The organism is Micromonospora sp. NBC_00617, from assembly GCF_045161355.1.
Lineage (GTDB): Bacteria > Actinomycetota > Actinomycetes > Mycobacteriales > Micromonosporaceae > Micromonospora.
Genome location: NZ_CP107751.1, coordinates 7,109,255 through 7,125,880, shown reverse-complemented (window position 1 = coordinate 7,125,880; position 16,626 = coordinate 7,109,255). Strand labels below are relative to the sequence as shown.

The following is a 16,626-nucleotide window of genomic DNA, read 5'->3' as shown; positions in this document are numbered from 1 at the left end:
AGACTCAGTCGGCGAGGCGGTGCCGATCGAACCGACCCCGGGCGAAGGCATCCACCCGACCCCAGCGGCCCGGGATGTCCAGCACCTCGATCCGGCCCATCCCGACCGGCAACCGCGGTTCCACCGCCAGGTGCCCCTCGTGCGGTTCGAGGCCGAGCATGGTGCGCAGCAATAGCAGCGGGGTGCCCGTCGACCAAGCCTGCGGGCTGCACGCCGTCGGATACTCCACCGGGAACTTCGTCAGCTCCCGCGGGTAGCCGCCGAACGCCTCCGGTAGCCGCCCGTCGAAGTAGACGGCCGCGTCCAGGATGCCGTTGGCGAGAGTGGCGGCCTCCTCGGCGAAGCCGTACCGGCGCAGACCCCAGGCGATGAAGGAGTTGTCGAACGGCCAGATCGTGCCGTTGTGGTACCCGATCGGGTTGTACCGCGTCTCCCCCTCAGCGAGGGTCCGCACCCCCCAGCCGGAGAACAGTCGCGGCCCGATCAGGTGCGCCGCCAGCTTCTCCGCGCGCTCGGGGAGGACGATCCCGCTCCAGAGCAGGTGGCCGATGTTCGAGCTGAGAACGTCGCACTGGCGGCCGTCCGGATCGAGGGCCAGCGCGTAGTACCCGCCGTCGGCCACCCACCAGTCCCGGTTGAACCGCTCCTTCAGCTCCGCCGCCTCCCGCTCCAACTGGTCGGCGAACTCCGGATCACCCCAGAACCGGCGGGCCAACCGCGCCGCGCGGACCTTCGCGTCGTACGCGTATCCCTGCACCTCGCAGGTCGCCCGTGGAAAGGGCGGCAGGGTGCCGTCGGAGTAGGAGATCGAGTCCCAGGAGTCCTTCCAGCACTGGTTCTCCAGGCCGGTCTCAGTGTTGCGGCGCTCGTACCAGATGTAGCCGTTGCCGACCAGGTCGGCGTAGCTGTCGATCCACTTCAGCGCGGCACGGGACTCCTGCTCCAACTCCTTGACCAGCGCCACGTCCCCGGTCCACCGCTCGTACTCGTCGAGCAGCACGAGGAACAGCGGCGTGGCGTCCACCGACCCGTAGTACGGCGAGTGCGGCTGCTCCTCGAAGGCCGCGGTCTCGCCGTAGCGCATCTCGTGCAGGATCCGGCCCGGATCCTCGTCCCGGAAGTCGTCGAACCGGCTGCCCTGCAGCGACGCCAGGATGCGCAGGGTGGTCTTCGACAACTGCGGGGTGAACGGCAGCGTCTGCAGGCAGGTGAGGATGCTGTCCCGGCCGAACATGGTCATGAACCAGGGCAGGCCGGCAGCGGGCAGCGTGGCGCCACCGAGCGAGAGCGGCGAGAAGCGCAGCGCCGCCAGGTCGATCAGGCTGCGCCGGTACGTGCTGGCTAGCCGGCCGTGCTCGCTGTTGACCTTCGGCGCTTCCGCGATCCACTGCTCCAGGTCATGTTGCAGGGCCAGCCGCTCGCCGCCGTGCACCCGCAGCCCCATCCGCAGGTCCCGGTCGCCGGGCCCGACCGCGCGCGTCTGCACGTCGATCGACGCCTCCCACTGCTCGTTCGGCTCCAGGTGTACGGTGTACGCGAAGCCCCGGCTGTCGTAGCGCGGCGACATCGACGAGGAAATGGTGGTCTCGCGCCGGAAATTGCCCCGGCGGTAGCCCAGGCGCAGTTTGTCGGCCTCGACCTCGGTGTAGATCTCACCCTTCTTGTTCAGGACCTCGTCCTTGACCTGGAACAGGTCGGCGAAGTCGGACGCGGCGTCCATCCGTACTTCCAGGTCGACCGCCTTCTCGTCGTGGTTGAGGATGGTGAGCTGCTCGCAGAAGCTGCCGCCGACCGCACGCTCCCGGATGATCGACAACTTCGCGTCCACGTAGTGCGTGGCCATTCCCGGCACCAGGAAGAACCGCGACTCGAAGTACTGCAGGTCGTCGTACGACAGCGAGTTGAGGCGTTCGCCGTTCACGCTCAGCACCCACGTGGACAGGAACCGGGTGTCGATGGAGAAGAGCCCGGTCGGCTCACTCGGCGTCGCCTCGATGTCACCGGTGTCCTCACAGACGACGAACGTGTTGCCGTCCAGGATCCGGACCGTGTTGCTCTGGCCCATCAGTACCCCTCCCCCGCGAAGCGGCGACGCGGCCCACGGGCGTCCGGGTCCCCGGGAAAGATCCGCTCCACCTGCACCACCAGCCTTGCGTCCCCCGACACCGTCATATCGCCGCGCAACAGGGCGGCCAGGCCGTGCTCACGGCCGGCCGCGATGTCGTCGAACAGCGCCGGGCTGGCACCGATCACCGTGTCGGCCTCCCGGTCCTCCTGACTGACGTCGAGTCGCCCGTGGTCGATCGCGAGCAGCCAGTGCCGGGTCTGCGCGCCCTCGTTCAGGTCGATCCGCAGCGTCCCGGAGGTCTTCGCCAGCAGAGGCTCGTACCCCCGCCGGTCCAGATCCTCAAAGAACCTCGTGGTCGCGTCCACCATCGGGTCCACTCCTCCCAGTTGGCCGGGCCCGGGATCCCACCCGGCGCGCTCGTGTCGCGCGCACGGCCGGCGTTGCACGTCCCCGCACGGGTCCCCGAGCCGCGCACGCCCAACCTCGCCCACATCGGGTGACCCGCCCCCGTCCCCCACCCGCGCACCCCCTGCCTCGGTGATCAAGAGGTTTGTGTCACCGCGTCCGGCGTGTCGCGACGCGAACCTCTTGATCACCGAGGGGAGCGTGGGACACGGCAGCGCCGGCCCTCCCCCTGGAGGGGAGAGCCGGCGCGTTGGCGGCGGGTCGTCAGTTGTTCGGGTCGTCGGCGCTGATGTCGGCCAGCACCGACTGCGGTTCGCGCTCGACCGCGAGGTCGCCCATCGAGACGAGACCGATCAGGCGCCCGTCGTCCAGCACCGGCAGCCGGCGTACGGCGTAGGTGCGCATCAGGTCCGCGGCGGACACCGCGTCGTCGTACTGACTCACGGTGATCACATCGCGGCTGGTGACCTCGTTCAGCCGGGTCGAGCCCGGGTCCATGTTCTCCGCGACACCACGGATCGTGATGTCCCGGTCCGTGACGATACCGACGACACTGTCGCCATCGGTCACCACCACGTCACCAATCGCGCTGTCGCGCATCTCCTGCGCGGCAGCGATGAGCGTTTCGTTGCCGTCCATCGTCACCAACCGGGTCGTCATGAACTCTCCGACCGTTGTCATGGTGCTCCCCTCTCGGTGTCGGCACGGTCCGTCTACCCGCCGTACGGGAGGGGGTAACGCCGACGGCCGGGCCGCTGTCCGGGGCAGGCGGCTATTCGGTACGGGCCGCCGTCGCGACCGCGGCCCGCGTCCGTACCGCGGGAAGACCCCCCGCGACACCGCCTGATCGACAAGGTCGTGACGCCGGGCGAGATAGTGGTACAGACCCCACCAACTCGCCGAGAGCGGCACCGCCTAGCGTGGGCGGTGTGCTGACGGGCGAGGGGAAGCTGAGGGACCTCGTCGGCGGCAACGCCTGGCTGACCCGGGCGCTGACCGTGGTCCGCGACTCCGGCCTGCCCGACGCCTGGATCGGCGCGGGCGCCCTCCGCGACCTGGTCTGGGGCGAGCGGTACGGCGACGGGTTCGACCCGGTGACGGTCCGGGACGTGGACGTGGTCTTCTTCGACCCGACGAGACTGTCCCGCGACGACGACCACCGGGCCACCGCCCGACTCGCCGCGGCCTGGGCGGCGCCGCCGTGGGAGGCACGCAACCAGGCGGCGGTGCACACCTGGTACGCGTCGAAGTTCGGCGGCGATCCGATCGCCCCGTACCGCAGCGCCGCCGAGGCGGTGGCCACCTGGCCGGAGTACGCGACCGCCGTGGCCGTGCGGCTGCGCCCGACCGGTGGGCTGGAGGTCTGCGCCCCGTACGGCCTGGCGGATCTGCTGGGCGGAGTGTGGCGGCACAACCCGGCCCGGGTCGGCGTCACGCTGTCCCGGCAGCGACTGGCTCGCCACCGGCCCGCGCAACGCTGGCCCGGCGTGACCGTGATCGAGCCCGGCTGAGCTGCAAGTGGTCGCCCGGGGGGCGGTCGTCAGTCCCAGTCCGCGGCCTCTCAGGCACGGGCGTGGTTCGCGACCTCTCAGGCGCGGGGCGGCATTCCGTAGATCCGCTCCACGTGCAGGCGCAGCACCAGCCGCCGTTCGGCGACCATGGCGTTGCGGTAGTCGGCCCAGTCCGGGTGCTCGCCCCGGAGCGCCCGGTAGAGCCCCACCAGTTCCTCGACCGTGGCGTCGTCGACGTCGGCCGCCGGAGCGGTCAGCTCGGCCCGCCCCTCGACCACCGCGTACGCCCAACCGTCCTCGCTGCTGACGTGGAAGCTGGCCCGCGGGTCCCGACGAAGGTTGGCGGTCTTGGCCCGGCCTTCGGTGACGGACACCCGGATCAGGCCGGCCGTGCGGTCGAACGAGTAGACCACTGTGGACAGCTGGGGTCGTCCGTCGCGTTTGAGGGTGGCCAGCACGCCCATCGAGCGGCCGGCGATCAGGTCGGTCAACGCCTGCTGGGTGGGATCGTCCGGCACGGCTTCCTCCAGGTGGCACGGTTGGCTACGTCCATCCAAACATGACCGGCGTGCTCCCGCCCCCGATGAACCGCCGCCCGCCCCGGACTGCGCGGGCCCCCACCGAGACCGGCCGGGAGCCCGCAGTTGTCGCAGCGGTCAGCGTCGCTCGGCGGCCACCAGCTCGGCGAGCTGTACGGCGTTGAGGGCGGCGCCCTTGCGCAGGTTGTCGTTGGAGCAGAACAGCGCCAGCCCGTACTCGACGGTCTCGTCGGCGCGGATGCGGCCCACGTAGGTCGGGTCCTGCCCGGCGGCCTGCAGCGGCGTCGGCACGGCGGTCAGCGCGACCCCGGGGGCGTCGGCGAGCAGCTCGTGGGCCCGCTGCGGGGTGAGCGGGCGGGCGAAGCGGGCGTTGATCTGGAGCGAGTGGCCGGTGAAGACCGGCACCCGGACGCAGGTGCCGGAGACCTTGAGGTCGGGGATCTCCAGGATCTTGCGGCTCTCGTTGCGGAGCTTCTGCTCCTCGTCGGTCTCGAACGAGCCGTCGTCGACGATCGAGCCGGCCAGCGGCAGCACGTTGAAGGCGATCGGCTCGGCGAACGAGCGCGGCGCGGGGAACTCCACGGCCGACCCGTCGAAGGCGAGGCCGGCGGCGTGCTCGGCGACCTTGCGGACCTGCTCGTCCAACTCGGCGACGCCGGCCAGCCCGGCGCCGGAGACCGCCTGGTACGTCGAGACGACCAGGCCGAGCAGACCAGCCTCGGCGTGCAGCGGGCGCAGCACCGGCATCGCGGCCATCGTGGTGCAGTTGGGGTTGGCGATGATGCCCTTCGGGCGCTCCGCGGCGGCGTGCGGGTTGACCTCGGCGACCACCAGCGGCACCAGCGGGTCCATCCGGAACGCCGACGAGTTGTCGATCACCACGGCGCCGGCCTCGGCCACCCGCGGAGCCAACTCCCGGGCGGTGCCCTTACCGGCCGAGAAGAGCACGATGTCCAGCCCGGAGTAGTCCGCGCTCGCGGCATCCTCGACGGTCACCTCGCCGTCGCGCCACGGCAGCGTCCGCCCGGCGGACCGCGCCGAGGCGAACAACCGCACCTGCTCCGCCGGGAACTCCCGCTCCGCCAGCACCTGCCGCATCACGCCACCGACCTGGCCGGTGGCCCCCACAATGCCGATCCTCATGCCCGGAGGCTACCCACCCCACCCCCGAAACCGGGACCCCTTTCCCACCCCCCGGGTCCCACCTCACACCGACCCCCTCCCCCGTTGACCATGAAGTTATTGCCGCGACACGCCGTCACGAGTGACAACAACTTCATGATCAACGGGGACGGGGGGCGGGGGGCGGGTGGGGGTTAGGGGAGCAGGTTTCCTAGGGCGGCGGATTCCAGGTCGTTGCGGATTACTGCGGCGTCGCCTTCGATGACCAGGGTCAGCGCTTGCGGGTGCAGGTGGGTGGCCGCTGCCGCGGAGACCTGGTCCACGTCGGCGGTGAGCAGTTCCTCGCGCAGCCGGGCGTGGTAGTCGTCCGGCAGGTCGTACACCACCAGCGTGGTCAGCGCGGACGCGATCGCCCGAGGGCTCTGCAACTCGACCGACAGCTGCCCGGCCCGCCAGGAACGGGCCACCGCCAGCTCGTCCTCGGTCACGCCCCCCTCCTGCGTACGGGTGATCTCGCCCACCGCCTCGACCAGGGCCGGCGCGGTGACGGCGGTCTGCACGCCCGAGCTGACCGCGAACCGCCCGAACCGGCGGGACGAGGCGAACTCGCCCCGGATGCCGTACGTGTAGCCGCGCACCTCGCGGATCAGGTGGTTGAGCCGGGAGGTGAACGCCCCACCGAGCACCGTGCCCGCGAGCGTCATCGGCACGTGGTCGGGGTGCGCCCGGTGCGGCGACGGGTGGCCCAGCCGCAGCGTGGACTGCACCGAGCCGGGCCGGTCCACCAGGATGATCCGGCGGCCGGTGTGCAGCGGGACCTCGATCGGGCCGCCCCGCTCGGCCGGACCGCCGCCGGTGCCGGCGAACGCCGCGCCGGCCAACGCGTCCAGGTCGATCCGGTCCAGGTCACCGGCGACGATCAGGGTGCCGGGCCGCAGGAACCACTCGGAGTGGAAGACGGTGATGTCCTCCACGTCCAGGGCGGCCACCGAGTCCGGATCGCCGTACATCGGTCGTCCCCAGCGGGTGTCGGCGCCGAACAGGTCGGCGCGCAGCGCGGCGTCGGCGCGTGGGCCGGGGTTGGCCCAGTCCATCCGCAGCGCGGTGGCCTCGTCGTCGCGGACGCGCCGGACGTCGGCCGGGTCCAGCCGGGGCGTCCGGGCGGCCTCGGCGAGGAGCTGCACCGCGGCGGTCAGCCGGTCCACCGGGACCTGGACGCTGACCTGGAACGAATCCCAGTCCAGCCCGGTCACCAGCTCGGTGCCCAGCGCCTCGATGGCCAGCGCGTACGCCGTGGCGTCCCGCTGCGCGGTGCCCTCCTCCAGGGCCTTGGCGAGCACGCCGCCCAGCCCTTCCTTGCCGGTCAGCTCCCGGCCGGCGCCGGCGTCGAGCAGCAGCAACGCGACGGCGAGGTTCTGCCCGGGCAGGTGCGCGGCGACCACCTGGCCGCCACCCGCCGCGCGGCGGACCACCGGCGGGAACCGGTACGGGCGAGCGGCACCCGGGCCGGGACGGTCGGCGATCAGCGTCATGCGGTCTCCTCGGGCAGGTAGGTCAGGGTCACCCGGTCGGCGGCGCCGAGCACCTCGGCGGCGGTCTCGGCGATCTGCTCGGCGGTCACCGCGAGCCAGGCGGGCAGCCGGTCGGCGGCCCGCACCGGGTCGCCGAACTGGGTGGCGTACCGCCCGAGCGTGTCCGCGCGGCCGTCCACCGTCGCCATCTGCCGCCACCACGCGGTGCTCAGCAACGCCTTCGCCCGGTCCAGCTCGGCGGCGGTGACCGGCACGGTGGCCAACTCGTCGACGACCTCGGCCAGCCCTTCGGTGAGCCGTTCGGCGCTGATGCCGGGGCGGGCGGTGGCGGTGGCGATCAGCGGCGCCGGGGCGTGCGCGAGATCCACCCCGTACGCGCCGACCAGATCGGGTTGGGCGATCCGCTCGCCGTCGGCGAGCCGCTGGTAGAGCCGGCTGCCCCGGCCGCTGCCGAGCACGGTGGCGAGCACGGTGAGCACGTCGTAGCCGGGGCTGCCGAACGGGTGACCCCGGTGGGCGATGTAGACGCGGGGCGCCGGCACGTCGGCGGTCACGGTCTCCACGGCGGGCTTGCCGGTCGCCGGGACGCTGCGACCGTCCGGCGCGGGCGGGATGTCGTCGCGGGCGGGCAACGCCCCGAAATACTTCTCGGCCAGCGCGAACACCTCGGCGGCCTGGGCGTCGCCGACGACGGTGAGCACCGCGTTGTTCGGCGCGTAGTACATCTCGTGGAACGCCTGGAAGGTGGCGAGGTCGGCGGCGTTCAGGTCGGCCATCGAGCCGATCGTCGAGTGGTGGTACGGGTGCCCCGGCGGGTAGAGCAGCGGCAGCAGCCGCAGCCAGGCGTCGCCGTACGGGACGTTCTCGTAGCGCTGCCGGCGCTCGTTCTTCACCACGTCGCGCTGGTTGTCCAGCGTCTCCTGGGTGAGCGCCGGGACCAGCCCACCCATCCGGTCGGCCTCCAGCCAGAGCGCCAGCTCCAGGTGCTCGGCCGGGACCGTCTCGAAGTAGTTCGTCCGGTCCGGGTTGGTGGTGGCGTTGAGCGAGCCACCCGAGCCCTGGATCAGCTTCATGTGCTCGGTCTTCGCCACGTTCACCGAGCCCTCGAACATCAGGTGTTCGAAGAGGTGGGCGAAACCGGTCTGCCCGGCCGGCTCGTGCCGGGATCCGACGTCGTACCAGAGGTTGACGGCCACTGCGGGTGCGGTGCGATCCTCGCTCACCACCACGCGCAGGCCGTTGTCCAGTCGGGACGTCTCGATGGGCCAGGGGTAACCACTGTCGGGCATGGCACGACGCTATCCGATCTCGCGGGCGGAAAGGTGACGTGCCGCCGGTCGGCGAGCCGGCTGACCGGCATCGACTCCGCCGGTCGGGGTACCGCAGAGCAATGACCCCACCGACCCCCGTCCCGCCCGCGCGCCGCACCGTCGGACCGGCCGCCAGGGCCGTCGAACACGCCACCGCCGCGCTCGGCCGGCAGGTCCGTTCGCCGGCGAGGTGACGATCTGGGGTACGCCCGGACCGCCCACCGGGGTCGCCCTGCTGGACGACCCCGGCCGGTAGGCGGCCACGGTCCGCTTCTCCAGGGGTACGCCCACGCCGGGCGGTTGGCCGGACGTGCTGGGGCTGGCGGTGCGCGTGCACTTCCCCACCGGGGTCACGCCGGGCCCGCGGCGCGCGGGCTCAGTCCGGCGGTTCGACGGCGGCCACCGTCTGATCCGAGGTACGTCGTTCCAGCACCGTGTCCGGGGCCGCGTTCTGGTCCTCCTCGCGGATGTCCGACTCGGCGAGGATGGCCTCCGCCTGCGCCTGCGGGTCGTCGCTGCCCGCCGCGGCCTCCTCGGGAAGGAGGTGGTGTGCGCGGGACTCCACCCGCTCCTGATCGCTCTGCTCGTCACTCATGGCACCCCTGTTACCCCCGGCCCGGCCTCGGCACGCGATGTTCACCCCGCATCTTGGGACGATGCCACGGGCATCCCCGCCCGGTCGGGTACGCTGGCCCCCGTGACGCGTTCCTATCGATGGTTTAGGCAGCCGGCTCCCACGCCGGTGACTTCACCATGAACTGACGTCACCACGGACCGAGCCGGCTGGGCAGGAGCTGTCGTTCCTGCCCTTTTGCGTACGAGCAGCCGGCTCGTCCCGGGCACCGGCCCCGGGCACGGTCGGCGGAAGGATGCCCACCGTGACGACCCCGGAGACCGATCGGGTCAGCGATCAGCGGATCGACCGTGTCGTGCCGCTGACCACACCCGCCCTGCTGCACCACGAGTTGCCCCTGGACGCCCCGCTCGCCGCCGCCGTGTTGACCGGCCGACGCGCGGTGGGCCGCGTGCTGGACCGCGAGGACGACCGCCTGCTGGTGGTGGTCGGCCCGTGCTCGGTGCACGATCCGGCCGCCGCCCTCGACTACGCCGAGCGTCTGCGCGTCGCCGCCGACCGGCTCGCCGACGACCTGCTGATCGTCATGCGGGTCTACTTCGAGAAGCCGCGGTCCACCGTGGGGTGGAAGGGCCTGATCAACGACCCCGGGCTGGACGGCAGTGGCGACGTCAACACCGGCCTGCGCCGGGCCCGGGCGCTGCTGCTCGACGTCCTGCGCCTCGGCCTGCCGGTGGGCTGCGAATTCCTCGACCCGATCACTCCGCAGTACATCGCGGACACGGTGGCCTGGGGTGCGATCGGCGCCCGCACCGTGGAGAGCCAGGTGCACCGGCAGCTCGCCTCCGGCCTGTCGATGCCGATCGGCATGAAGAACCGCCCCGACGGCAGCATCGGCACCGCCGTGGACGCGATCCGCGCCGCCGGGGTGCCGCACGTCTTCCCGGGCATCGACTTCTCCGGCACCCCGGCGATCATGCACACCCGCGGCAACACCGACGGGCACCTGGTGCTGCGCGGCGGTGGCGGTCGGCCCAACTACGACGCGGAGTCGGTGGCGGGCGCGCTCGACCTGCTCCGGGCGGCCGGGTTGCCGGAGCGCCTGGTGATCGACGCCAGCCACGCCAACAGCGGCAAGGACCACCGCAACCAGCCGCTGGTCGCCGCGGACGTGGCGGCGCAGCTGGCCGCCGGCCAGCGCGGGATCACCGGCGTGATGCTGGAGTCGTTCCTGCTGCCCGGCCGGCAGGAACTCGACCCGACCCGCGAGCTGGTGTACGGCCGTTCGGTCACCGACGCCTGCCTCGGCTGGGACGACACCGCCGAGGTGCTCGACCACCTGGCCACCGCCGTACGGGCCCGTCGGGCCACGCTGCCAACCCCGGCGTGAGGGTGTGACGGCCGGCACTGCGGTGCGCGGAACACGGGACGGTGGCGCCTGGTTAACTGAGGTGTCGGTGTGCTCAGTGTCCCCGGGCCTCACCTAAATAGCCCTCGCGGAATACCGTTCGGCTGGAGCCGCGTCGCGCCACTCGCCGAGAGGCGACCTACACACCGACACCAGCGTCGCCCCCGGCTCACAAGGCTCGGGGGCGGCGCTGTTTTCCCTGGGCCGGCGCTGCCGGACCTCGGGCCGCCAGCGCGACGTTTGACCGATTCCGCCCCGGGTAGCTGATCGGCGTGAGCGACGACGCATCCGTGACCGACGAGCCGGACACCGGCGCCCTCGACGACCTGCTCGACGACATCTTCCGAGGTCAGGAGCGGGTCACCCAGGCGGACATCTATCGCCGGGCGGTGGCCGCCGAACTTCCCGCGGACCTGCTCGCGCGCATCGACGCGCTGCCCGAGGGCGAGTACGCGGTGGACGAGGCCAGCGACCTGCTGGGCGGCAACCTCGCGTGAGCCGGACCAGCGAAGCCAGCGACCCCGAAGGGACACCACCATGACGCACCACGAGGACCGTGACGAGAAGGTCCCGGCGCTGGGTCAGCCGCCGAAGGGCAGGGACACCACGCCCGAGCCGGACTTCGCCAACGAGCACGACCGCACGGCGGTGGACCGGGACATCATCACCGGCGAGGACGAGGACGAACGGGAGCCGGAGTCGCCGCACGGCTGGTCCGGCATGCAGCGTTGACGCGTACGACAGCGGGGGCCGGCGAATCCGCCGACCCCCGCTGTGCTGCGCTCGTCGGTCGGTTCAGTCCTCGTCGTCGTGCCCACCCTCGGCGGCCTGCTGCGCCGTGGCGTACGCCATCTGGAGGAAGTCGGACGCGGCCACCGCCGTCAGCGCGGTGGCCACCAGACGCGTGAGGCGGGGGGCGAGCACCAGGCCCCCGGTCAGCCCCGTGGCCACCCAGACCGCCAGGCAGAACGGGCAGCTCAGCAGCTCGCCGATGGCGTGCCGGGTGGAGCTGCCCGAGTCGCGAACCTGCTCCATCACCTCGCCGCTGCCGATCGGCCGGTCATAGCGGGTGAACGGCGCCCGCAGGGGACTGGTGACCGCGTCCTTGGACAGCAGCCGGCTGAGCTTGTGCGTGGCGATGGAGAGCAACACGACATCGGCGGGGGCGGGACGTTCGGGCACCGGGCGGCCGGTCACCTTGACCAGGCCGGCCAGCGCCCCGGTCACTCCGGCATAGGTGCCCATCGCCGCCAGGTAGCCGCCGAGCGGCCGGTGCTCGTGCGGCGCGTACGCCCGGCGCAGCCGTGCCGCCTTCTGTCGCAGGCCAATGTCGCTCACCGTTCTCCTCACTGTCGTCGTGGTGCGTAAGCGGCCGTCGGTGACGGCGTCAGCCGGCCTGGAGGTTGTCGGCGACCTCGCGGGCGAGGTTGGTCAGCGCCTCGTCGGCCAACTGCTCCGGATCGGCGCCCGAGCCGTCGGTCAGGTCGAGCTGGATCCGGGCGCCACCGGAGTCGACCGGATCCACCTGGATCTCGGCGGCCCAGTCGGCGTGGCCCCAGCGGGCCCGCAGCTCCTCGCCGCTGATCTCGGCGGGAGGGCTACCGTCGGAGCGCAGTGGCGCCGGCAACCAGGCCGAGGCCCGGGCCGGGTCGGTGGCTGTGTTGAAGACCACCTCGGGTGGCGCGGACACGCCGCGCACGGCTCGCGCCGGCATCAGGCGTCCCGCAGGCGGCTCGGGTCGACCTCCCGGCCCGGGTGACGGGCGAGGTACTCGGTCTCCAGTTCCGCCGTGCGCCGCAGGTGGTTGGCGAGCGCGGAGTCCGCCGCGTGCCGGAGGGTGTCCAGCCGGGTGCGGTGCAGGCTGTGCATCTCGCGGATCAGATCGTCGTCGGTCAGCTCCGTCGGGTCGACGCCGAGCGCGTCGCCGTCGAGATCGGCGCCACCGGAGTCGGCGAGGTGGTCGCCGCCCCACTCGGGCACCCGTTGCTCCGGGCTCATCTCCGTGCTGCCGCTGGACCCAAAGCCGTCCTCGCGTACCGATCCGGTCATCATCGCCCCCCTGGTCTCGTTTGGGCTGGCGTCTAGACGGATGCCCACACCGGGTGACGCCAAACCATCCCGCCCGCGTGGCACCTACGACACGGTGTCGGAGACCGCCGCCGTTCCCGGTACCCTCGACGCCATGAGGTGGCTCTGGACCCCGGCGTGGATCGCACGTCACGTGGCCATGGTCGTGCTGGTCGTGGGCTTCCTCGGGCTGGGCTGGTGGCAGATCAGCCGGGCCACGGCCGGCAACAACCTCAGCTGGGGGTACGCGGTCGAGTGGCCGATCTTCGCCGGCTTCGTGGTGTACGTCTGGTGGCGCGAGGTGCGGCTGGCCCGCCGCAACGCGGAGGCGGCCGCCGAGGCGCCGGCAGACCCCGCCGAGGCGCCGGCCGTCGAGCCGGCGCCGGGCACGACCACCGGCTCTCGACCGGCGGTACGCCGACCGGTGCGGGTGGCCCGGGTGCCGGTCGACGCGACGCGCGGCGACGACGATCTGGCCGCCTACAACGACTACCTGTCATGGTTGAACGCCAATCCGGGCGCCCGGCCCGGTGACTATCCCGGCTGAGCCGGGGCTCGGAAGGACGGACGAAGGTGGGCGCAGCCCTTACCCGGTACCGCGTGATCGCCTGGATCGTGGGCGTGGTGCTGATCCTGCTGGTCGTTGTCGGCATGCCACTGAAGCATGCGTTCGACAACCCGGTGGTGGTGGAGACGGTCGGCCCGGCGCACGGCTTCCTCTACATGATCTACCTGGTGGCCGCGTTCGACCTGAGCCGCCGGGCCGACTGGCCGCTGAAGCGGATGCTCCTGGTGATGCTCGCCGGCACCGTGCCTTTCGTCTCGTTCTACGCCGAGCGTCGCGTCACCGCCTGGCTGGACCGGCCCGCGACCCGGACGCCGGAGCCGGTCGCCGGCTGACCGGCCGGCAGGAGCCGAGCAAGGCCAGGGCCGCCGGCCGGTCGGCCGGCGGCGGGTCTGGTCAGCGGCTGGGCCGCCACGGGTCCGCCGAGGCGAGGGGGTCCACCCAGCCGCCGTACCGGTTGACCTCCCGGGCACGCAGCAGCGCCCGGGTGACCTGGCCGAACTGCCGCTCGTCGTCGGCACTGAACAGCAGCACCTCGGCGCCCCGGTGCCATCCCCACAGCTCGTACGGCGGTGGCCGCCAGCGGTCGCCGACCAGGGCGAGTGCCGCCGGCAGCAGGAGCACCGCCCCGAGGATGAGGTACGCCTCGGCGGTCAACCGTTGCAGGCCGCCGCTGAAGCCGAGGAGCAGGCCGACCAGGCCGATCATGGATGCGGTGATCACGACGGCCCGGACGGCGATGCGGTCGTGCGGGCCTCGGGTGGTGCGTAGGTGGGTCAGGTCGACGACGCGATAGCTGGTGCGGCCGACGGTGAACCGGTCGACGGTGACGATGATGCCGGGTCGCGCGTACAGCAGCGTGGACCTGGCTCCGGGCACCGTTCGTTGCGGTCGCGTCTTTGCGCCTTCACGATTCACGGTTCCTCCCGTGGGGGCGGTCTGCCGGGGTTCGGTCCGTGGCCGGGCATCGCTGCCCGGGGACGGGATTCCCGGCTGCGGGTCCATTGTGTTGGAGCACCGCCACTCCACCTGGGCATTTACGATTTCGACAGGCTCACCCGACCGGGGGACATCGCCGCGAAACAGCATCCATTTCGTCTTTTATCGGATATTGCCGGAGGTCATCCGACGGCATACGCCCGGAACGACGAATGTCAGATATCGGTCAGCGGATACGAAAAAGGGCTCACCGGCGACCCCTCATTCCGCGTCAGCAGCCCCGCTGGTGTCAGCGACAGCAGCGGCACTTCCCGCCACTTCGCCAACATTCGCCCCTGCTTCAACTGCGCGGCACAACCGTCCCGGGTTAGGTTGGGCGAGCCGGTCCGGCCCAGTGCCGTCCACCCGGGTGGCCCCGGCCGGTGTCGCCGGGGGCGTCAGCAGCCCCGTCGGCGGCCGTGGGAGAGGAGCCCTTCGCTCTTGTCATCCCTGAGAACCCTGCTGCGCACCGCGGTGCTGGCCGGCATGTCGGCCGCACTGATCGCCCCGACGGCGGTGGCCCACGCCGAGCCGTCCCCCGCCGATCTGACCCACCGGATCGAGACGTCCTCGGCCGAGTTGGAACGGATCGTGGAGTCCTACAACAAGCTCACCGAGGACATCAAGGTCAACAAGACCGCGGTGGCCCGATTACAGGCCCGCATCGGCCCTCTGGAACAGCAGGCCGAGCAGAGCCGGGCCGACGTCGCGGCACTCGCCAACACCGCGTACAAGAGCGGTGGTCTGAGTACGGCGGACGCGCTGCTGCGTCCCGGCGGCTCCGTCGCTCTGCTCGACCGGCTCGGCACCCTCGATCAGCTGACCCGCCAGCGCCAGGAGCGCATCTCCGGATTCACCGCGAACCAGCGGCGGCTGCTCGACGAGAAGACACGCCTGGACGCCACGCTGGCCCGGCAGGCCGCCCAGGCCCGCGAGCTGGCGGCGGGCAGGAAGCGCATCGAGAGTGACCTGGCCGACCTGTACGAGCTGCGCCGGCAGGCGTACGGGGCCGCCACCGAGCGACCCGCGCCCAAGGCTGCGGAGGCTGAGGCCAAGAACGTGCCCGCCGTGGCCGGGGACGCCGGCGCGGCCGTGCGCTACGCCTTCGGGGCGATCGGCAAGCCATACGTGTGGGCCGGCGACGGGCCGAACGGCTACGACTGTTCCGGACTGACCCTCGCGGCCTGGCGGACGGCCGGCCGGTCGCTGCCGCACAGCGCACGGCTGCAGTGGGGGGCGGTCGCCCACATCGATCGGGGTGACCTGCGCCCGGGAGACCTGATCTTCTACAGCGGGCTCGGTCACGTCGCTCTCTACGTCGGCGACGGTCAGGTCATCGACGCGCCGAGCCCCGGTCGCAACGTGCTCAAGCGCGGCATGAACATGATGTCCATCCACGGCTACGGCCGGGTCCGCTAGCCCGCTCCGTGACGGCGAACGGCCGGCGTCCCCCTATCGGACGCCGGCCGTTCGCCGTCATTACTACCAGGTCAGGCTGCCTGCAGCCCCTCTGCCCGGGCCAGCTCGCGGAGCCGGCCGAGGGCCTGGATCTCCAGCTGGCGGATCCGCTCGCGGGACAGTGAGAAGCGGGACGCGACCTCGGTCAGCGAGTGCTCGCGGCCGTCCTCCAGCCCGTAGCGGGCCCGCATGATGCCGGCGGACCGGTCGTCGAGGTGGTTGAGCAACCCCTCGATGCGCTGCCGCTCCAGGCCGCTGAGGACGATGTCCTCCGGCGACGGCGCGTCGCTGTCGGCGACCAGGTCGCCGAGGTTCGTGTCGCCGTCGTCGCCCACCGGGGTGTCCAGCGAGACGGTGTCCTGCGACCAGCGGCGCAACTCGTTGACCCGCTCGACGGTGACGCCGAGCGACGCCGCGATCTGCTCCGGCTCCGGGTCGCTGCCCAGCTCACGGGTGAGCTGCCGGATCACGTTGCGCATCCGGTTGACGTCCTCCACCAGGTGCACCGGCAGACGGACGGTGCGCTCCTGCTGGGCGATCGCCCGGCTGATGGCCTGGCGGATCCACCAGGTGGCGTAGGTGGAGAACTTGTAGCCACGCTCGTAGTCGAACTTCTCGACCGCCCGGACGAGGCCGGTGTTGCCCTCCTGGATCAGGTCCAGCATGGGCATGCCCGAGCGCACGTAACGACGCGCGATCGACACGACCAGTCGCAGGTTGGCGCGGATGAAGAGGTCCTTCGCGCGCTCACCCTCGACGACCAGTTGCTCCAGGTCGGCCCGGTCGACACCGTCGGGAACGGCGTCCTTGCCGAGCAGGTGCTCCGCGTAGAGGCCAGCCTCGATCGCCTTGGAGAGATCGACCTCCTTGGCGGCGTCCAGCAGTGGCGTCCGGGAGATCTCGTGCAGGTAGACGCCGACCAGGTCGCGCTCCTCGGCAACCTCGTCGGTGCGCATGCCGATGTTCTTGTCCACGTTGCCCACGGTCCCCTCGCTCGCGCCGGTTGCCCGGTTCCTTGCCATTCCCCACGTCCGGTCAGCCCCTGGTAACTTCTGCTGTGCCCACCGTCGCTGACACCTACACAACAGA

General features: G+C 71.9%; 20 protein-coding genes. 7 read left to right on the top strand and 13 right to left on the bottom strand.

Features of this window, described 5'->3' with window-relative positions:
- Positions 1–4 precede the first annotated feature (4 nt).
- The 3 genes from OG505_RS33150 to OG505_RS33140 all read right to left on the bottom strand — a co-directional run bounded on the left by OG505_RS33150 (position 5) and on the right by OG505_RS33140 (position 3,154).
- On the bottom strand, positions 5–2,065 hold the full coding sequence (locus OG505_RS33150; RefSeq protein WP_405429984.1) for a glycogen debranching N-terminal domain-containing protein: 2,061 nt from the start codon (positions 2,063–2,065) through the stop codon (positions 5–7).
- A complete protein-coding gene (locus OG505_RS33145) occupies positions 2,065–2,436 on the bottom strand; it encodes an SCP2 sterol-binding domain-containing protein (RefSeq protein WP_405429982.1) in 372 nt (123 codons plus the stop codon). Before OG505_RS33145 ends, OG505_RS33150 begins: the two co-directional genes overlap by 1 nt.
- Before the next feature lie 301 nt (positions 2,437–2,737).
- Complete coding sequence (locus OG505_RS33140; protein WP_405429981.1) at positions 2,738–3,154, bottom strand: CBS domain-containing protein; 417 nt, start codon at positions 3,152–3,154, stop codon at positions 2,738–2,740.
- 248 nt (positions 3,155–3,402) lie between these two features.
- Between OG505_RS33140 and OG505_RS33135 the strand changes: the two genes are divergently transcribed.
- Positions 3,403–3,984 (top strand): nucleotidyltransferase family protein, encoded by a 582-nt coding sequence (locus tag OG505_RS33135; RefSeq protein ID WP_405429980.1) that lies wholly within the window; start codon positions 3,403–3,405, stop codon positions 3,982–3,984.
- Between the two features lie 77 nt (positions 3,985–4,061).
- Here the strand turns inward: OG505_RS33135 and OG505_RS33130 are convergent, their stop codons facing one another.
- The 5 genes from OG505_RS33130 to OG505_RS33110 all read right to left on the bottom strand — a co-directional run bounded on the left by OG505_RS33130 (position 4,062) and on the right by OG505_RS33110 (position 9,082).
- Positions 4,062–4,502, bottom strand: a complete 441-nt coding sequence (locus tag OG505_RS33130; protein ID WP_405429978.1) for a PPOX class F420-dependent oxidoreductase — start codon at positions 4,500–4,502, stop codon at positions 4,062–4,064.
- A 138-nt stretch (positions 4,503–4,640) separates the two neighbouring features.
- Positions 4,641–5,666 (bottom strand): aspartate-semialdehyde dehydrogenase, encoded by a 1,026-nt coding sequence (locus OG505_RS33125; protein ID WP_405429977.1) that lies wholly within the window; start codon positions 5,664–5,666, stop codon positions 4,641–4,643.
- Between the two features lie 173 nt (positions 5,667–5,839).
- Entirely contained in the window at positions 5,840–7,177 is a 1,338-nt protein-coding gene (locus OG505_RS33120; RefSeq protein ID WP_405429975.1) for a M16 family metallopeptidase, read from the bottom strand.
- Positions 7,174–8,466: a M16 family metallopeptidase gene (locus tag OG505_RS33115; RefSeq protein WP_405429974.1), complete on the bottom strand. Its 1,293-nt coding sequence runs from the start codon at positions 8,464–8,466 to the stop codon at positions 7,174–7,176. Before OG505_RS33115 ends, OG505_RS33120 begins: the two co-directional genes overlap by 4 nt.
- 397 nt (positions 8,467–8,863) lie before the next feature.
- Positions 8,864–9,082, bottom strand: coding sequence for a hypothetical protein (locus OG505_RS33110; protein ID WP_405429973.1), 219 nt, complete (start codon positions 9,080–9,082; stop codon positions 8,864–8,866).
- Positions 9,083–9,356: 274 nt separating this feature from the next.
- Here OG505_RS33110 and OG505_RS33105 point away from each other — a divergent pair, with 274 nt between their 5' ends.
- The 3 genes from OG505_RS33105 (at position 9,357) to OG505_RS33095 (ending at position 11,201) form a co-directional block, all read left to right on the top strand.
- A complete protein-coding gene (locus OG505_RS33105; protein WP_405429972.1) occupies positions 9,357–10,451 on the top strand; it encodes a 3-deoxy-7-phosphoheptulonate synthase in 1,095 nt (364 codons plus the stop codon).
- 290 nt (positions 10,452–10,741) lie between these two features.
- Entirely contained in the window at positions 10,742–10,966 is a 225-nt protein-coding gene (locus OG505_RS33100) for a hypothetical protein (RefSeq protein ID WP_405429971.1), read from the top strand.
- A gap of 40 nt (positions 10,967–11,006) precedes the next feature.
- The gene (locus OG505_RS33095; RefSeq protein WP_363679722.1) at positions 11,007–11,201 is read left to right on the top strand and encodes a hypothetical protein; all 195 of its coding nucleotides are present in this window, start codon (positions 11,007–11,009) and stop codon (positions 11,199–11,201) included.
- A 63-nt stretch (positions 11,202–11,264) separates the two neighbouring features.
- On the opposite strand, the gene OG505_RS33090 is transcribed toward OG505_RS33095, so the two are convergent.
- Genes OG505_RS33090 through OG505_RS33080 form a run of 3 tightly spaced genes read right to left on the bottom strand, consistent with a single transcriptional unit; the run spans position 11,265 to position 12,521 of the window.
- A complete protein-coding gene (locus OG505_RS33090) occupies positions 11,265–11,807 on the bottom strand; it encodes a DUF1360 domain-containing protein (RefSeq protein ID WP_405429969.1) in 543 nt (180 codons plus the stop codon).
- 49 nt (positions 11,808–11,856) lie between these two features.
- Positions 11,857–12,183, bottom strand: a complete 327-nt coding sequence (locus OG505_RS33085) for a hypothetical protein (protein WP_405429967.1) — start codon at positions 12,181–12,183, stop codon at positions 11,857–11,859.
- Positions 12,183–12,521, bottom strand: coding sequence for a DUF6158 family protein (locus tag OG505_RS33080; protein ID WP_234582098.1), 339 nt, complete (start codon positions 12,519–12,521; stop codon positions 12,183–12,185). The genes OG505_RS33085 and OG505_RS33080 overlap by 1 nt, the downstream gene beginning before the upstream one ends.
- Positions 12,522–12,651: 130 nt before the next feature.
- Here OG505_RS33080 and OG505_RS33075 point away from each other — a divergent pair, with 130 nt between their 5' ends.
- Positions 12,652–13,083: a hypothetical protein gene (locus OG505_RS33075; protein ID WP_405429966.1), complete on the top strand. Its 432-nt coding sequence runs from the start codon at positions 12,652–12,654 to the stop codon at positions 13,081–13,083.
- A 26-nt stretch (positions 13,084–13,109) separates the two neighbouring features.
- Complete coding sequence (locus tag OG505_RS33070; protein WP_405429964.1) at positions 13,110–13,436, top strand: DUF3817 domain-containing protein; 327 nt, start codon at positions 13,110–13,112, stop codon at positions 13,434–13,436.
- 61 nt (positions 13,437–13,497) lie between these two features.
- Here OG505_RS33070 and OG505_RS33065 read toward each other — a convergent pair whose 3' ends face one another.
- Positions 13,498–13,980 (bottom strand): DUF6232 family protein, encoded by a 483-nt coding sequence (locus OG505_RS33065; RefSeq protein ID WP_405429962.1) that lies wholly within the window; start codon positions 13,978–13,980, stop codon positions 13,498–13,500.
- Positions 13,981–14,520: 540 nt separating this feature from the next.
- On the opposite strand from OG505_RS33065, the gene OG505_RS33060 reads away from it, so the two are divergent.
- Positions 14,521–15,498, top strand: coding sequence for an NlpC/P60 family protein (locus OG505_RS33060; protein WP_405429960.1), 978 nt, complete (start codon positions 14,521–14,523; stop codon positions 15,496–15,498).
- A 71-nt stretch (positions 15,499–15,569) separates the two neighbouring features.
- Here the strand turns inward: OG505_RS33060 and OG505_RS33055 are convergent, their stop codons facing one another.
- On the bottom strand, positions 15,570–16,559 hold the full coding sequence (locus tag OG505_RS33055) for an RNA polymerase sigma factor RpoD/SigA (protein WP_405429959.1): 990 nt from the start codon (positions 16,557–16,559) through the stop codon (positions 15,570–15,572).
- Positions 16,560–16,626: the final 67 nt, after the last annotated feature.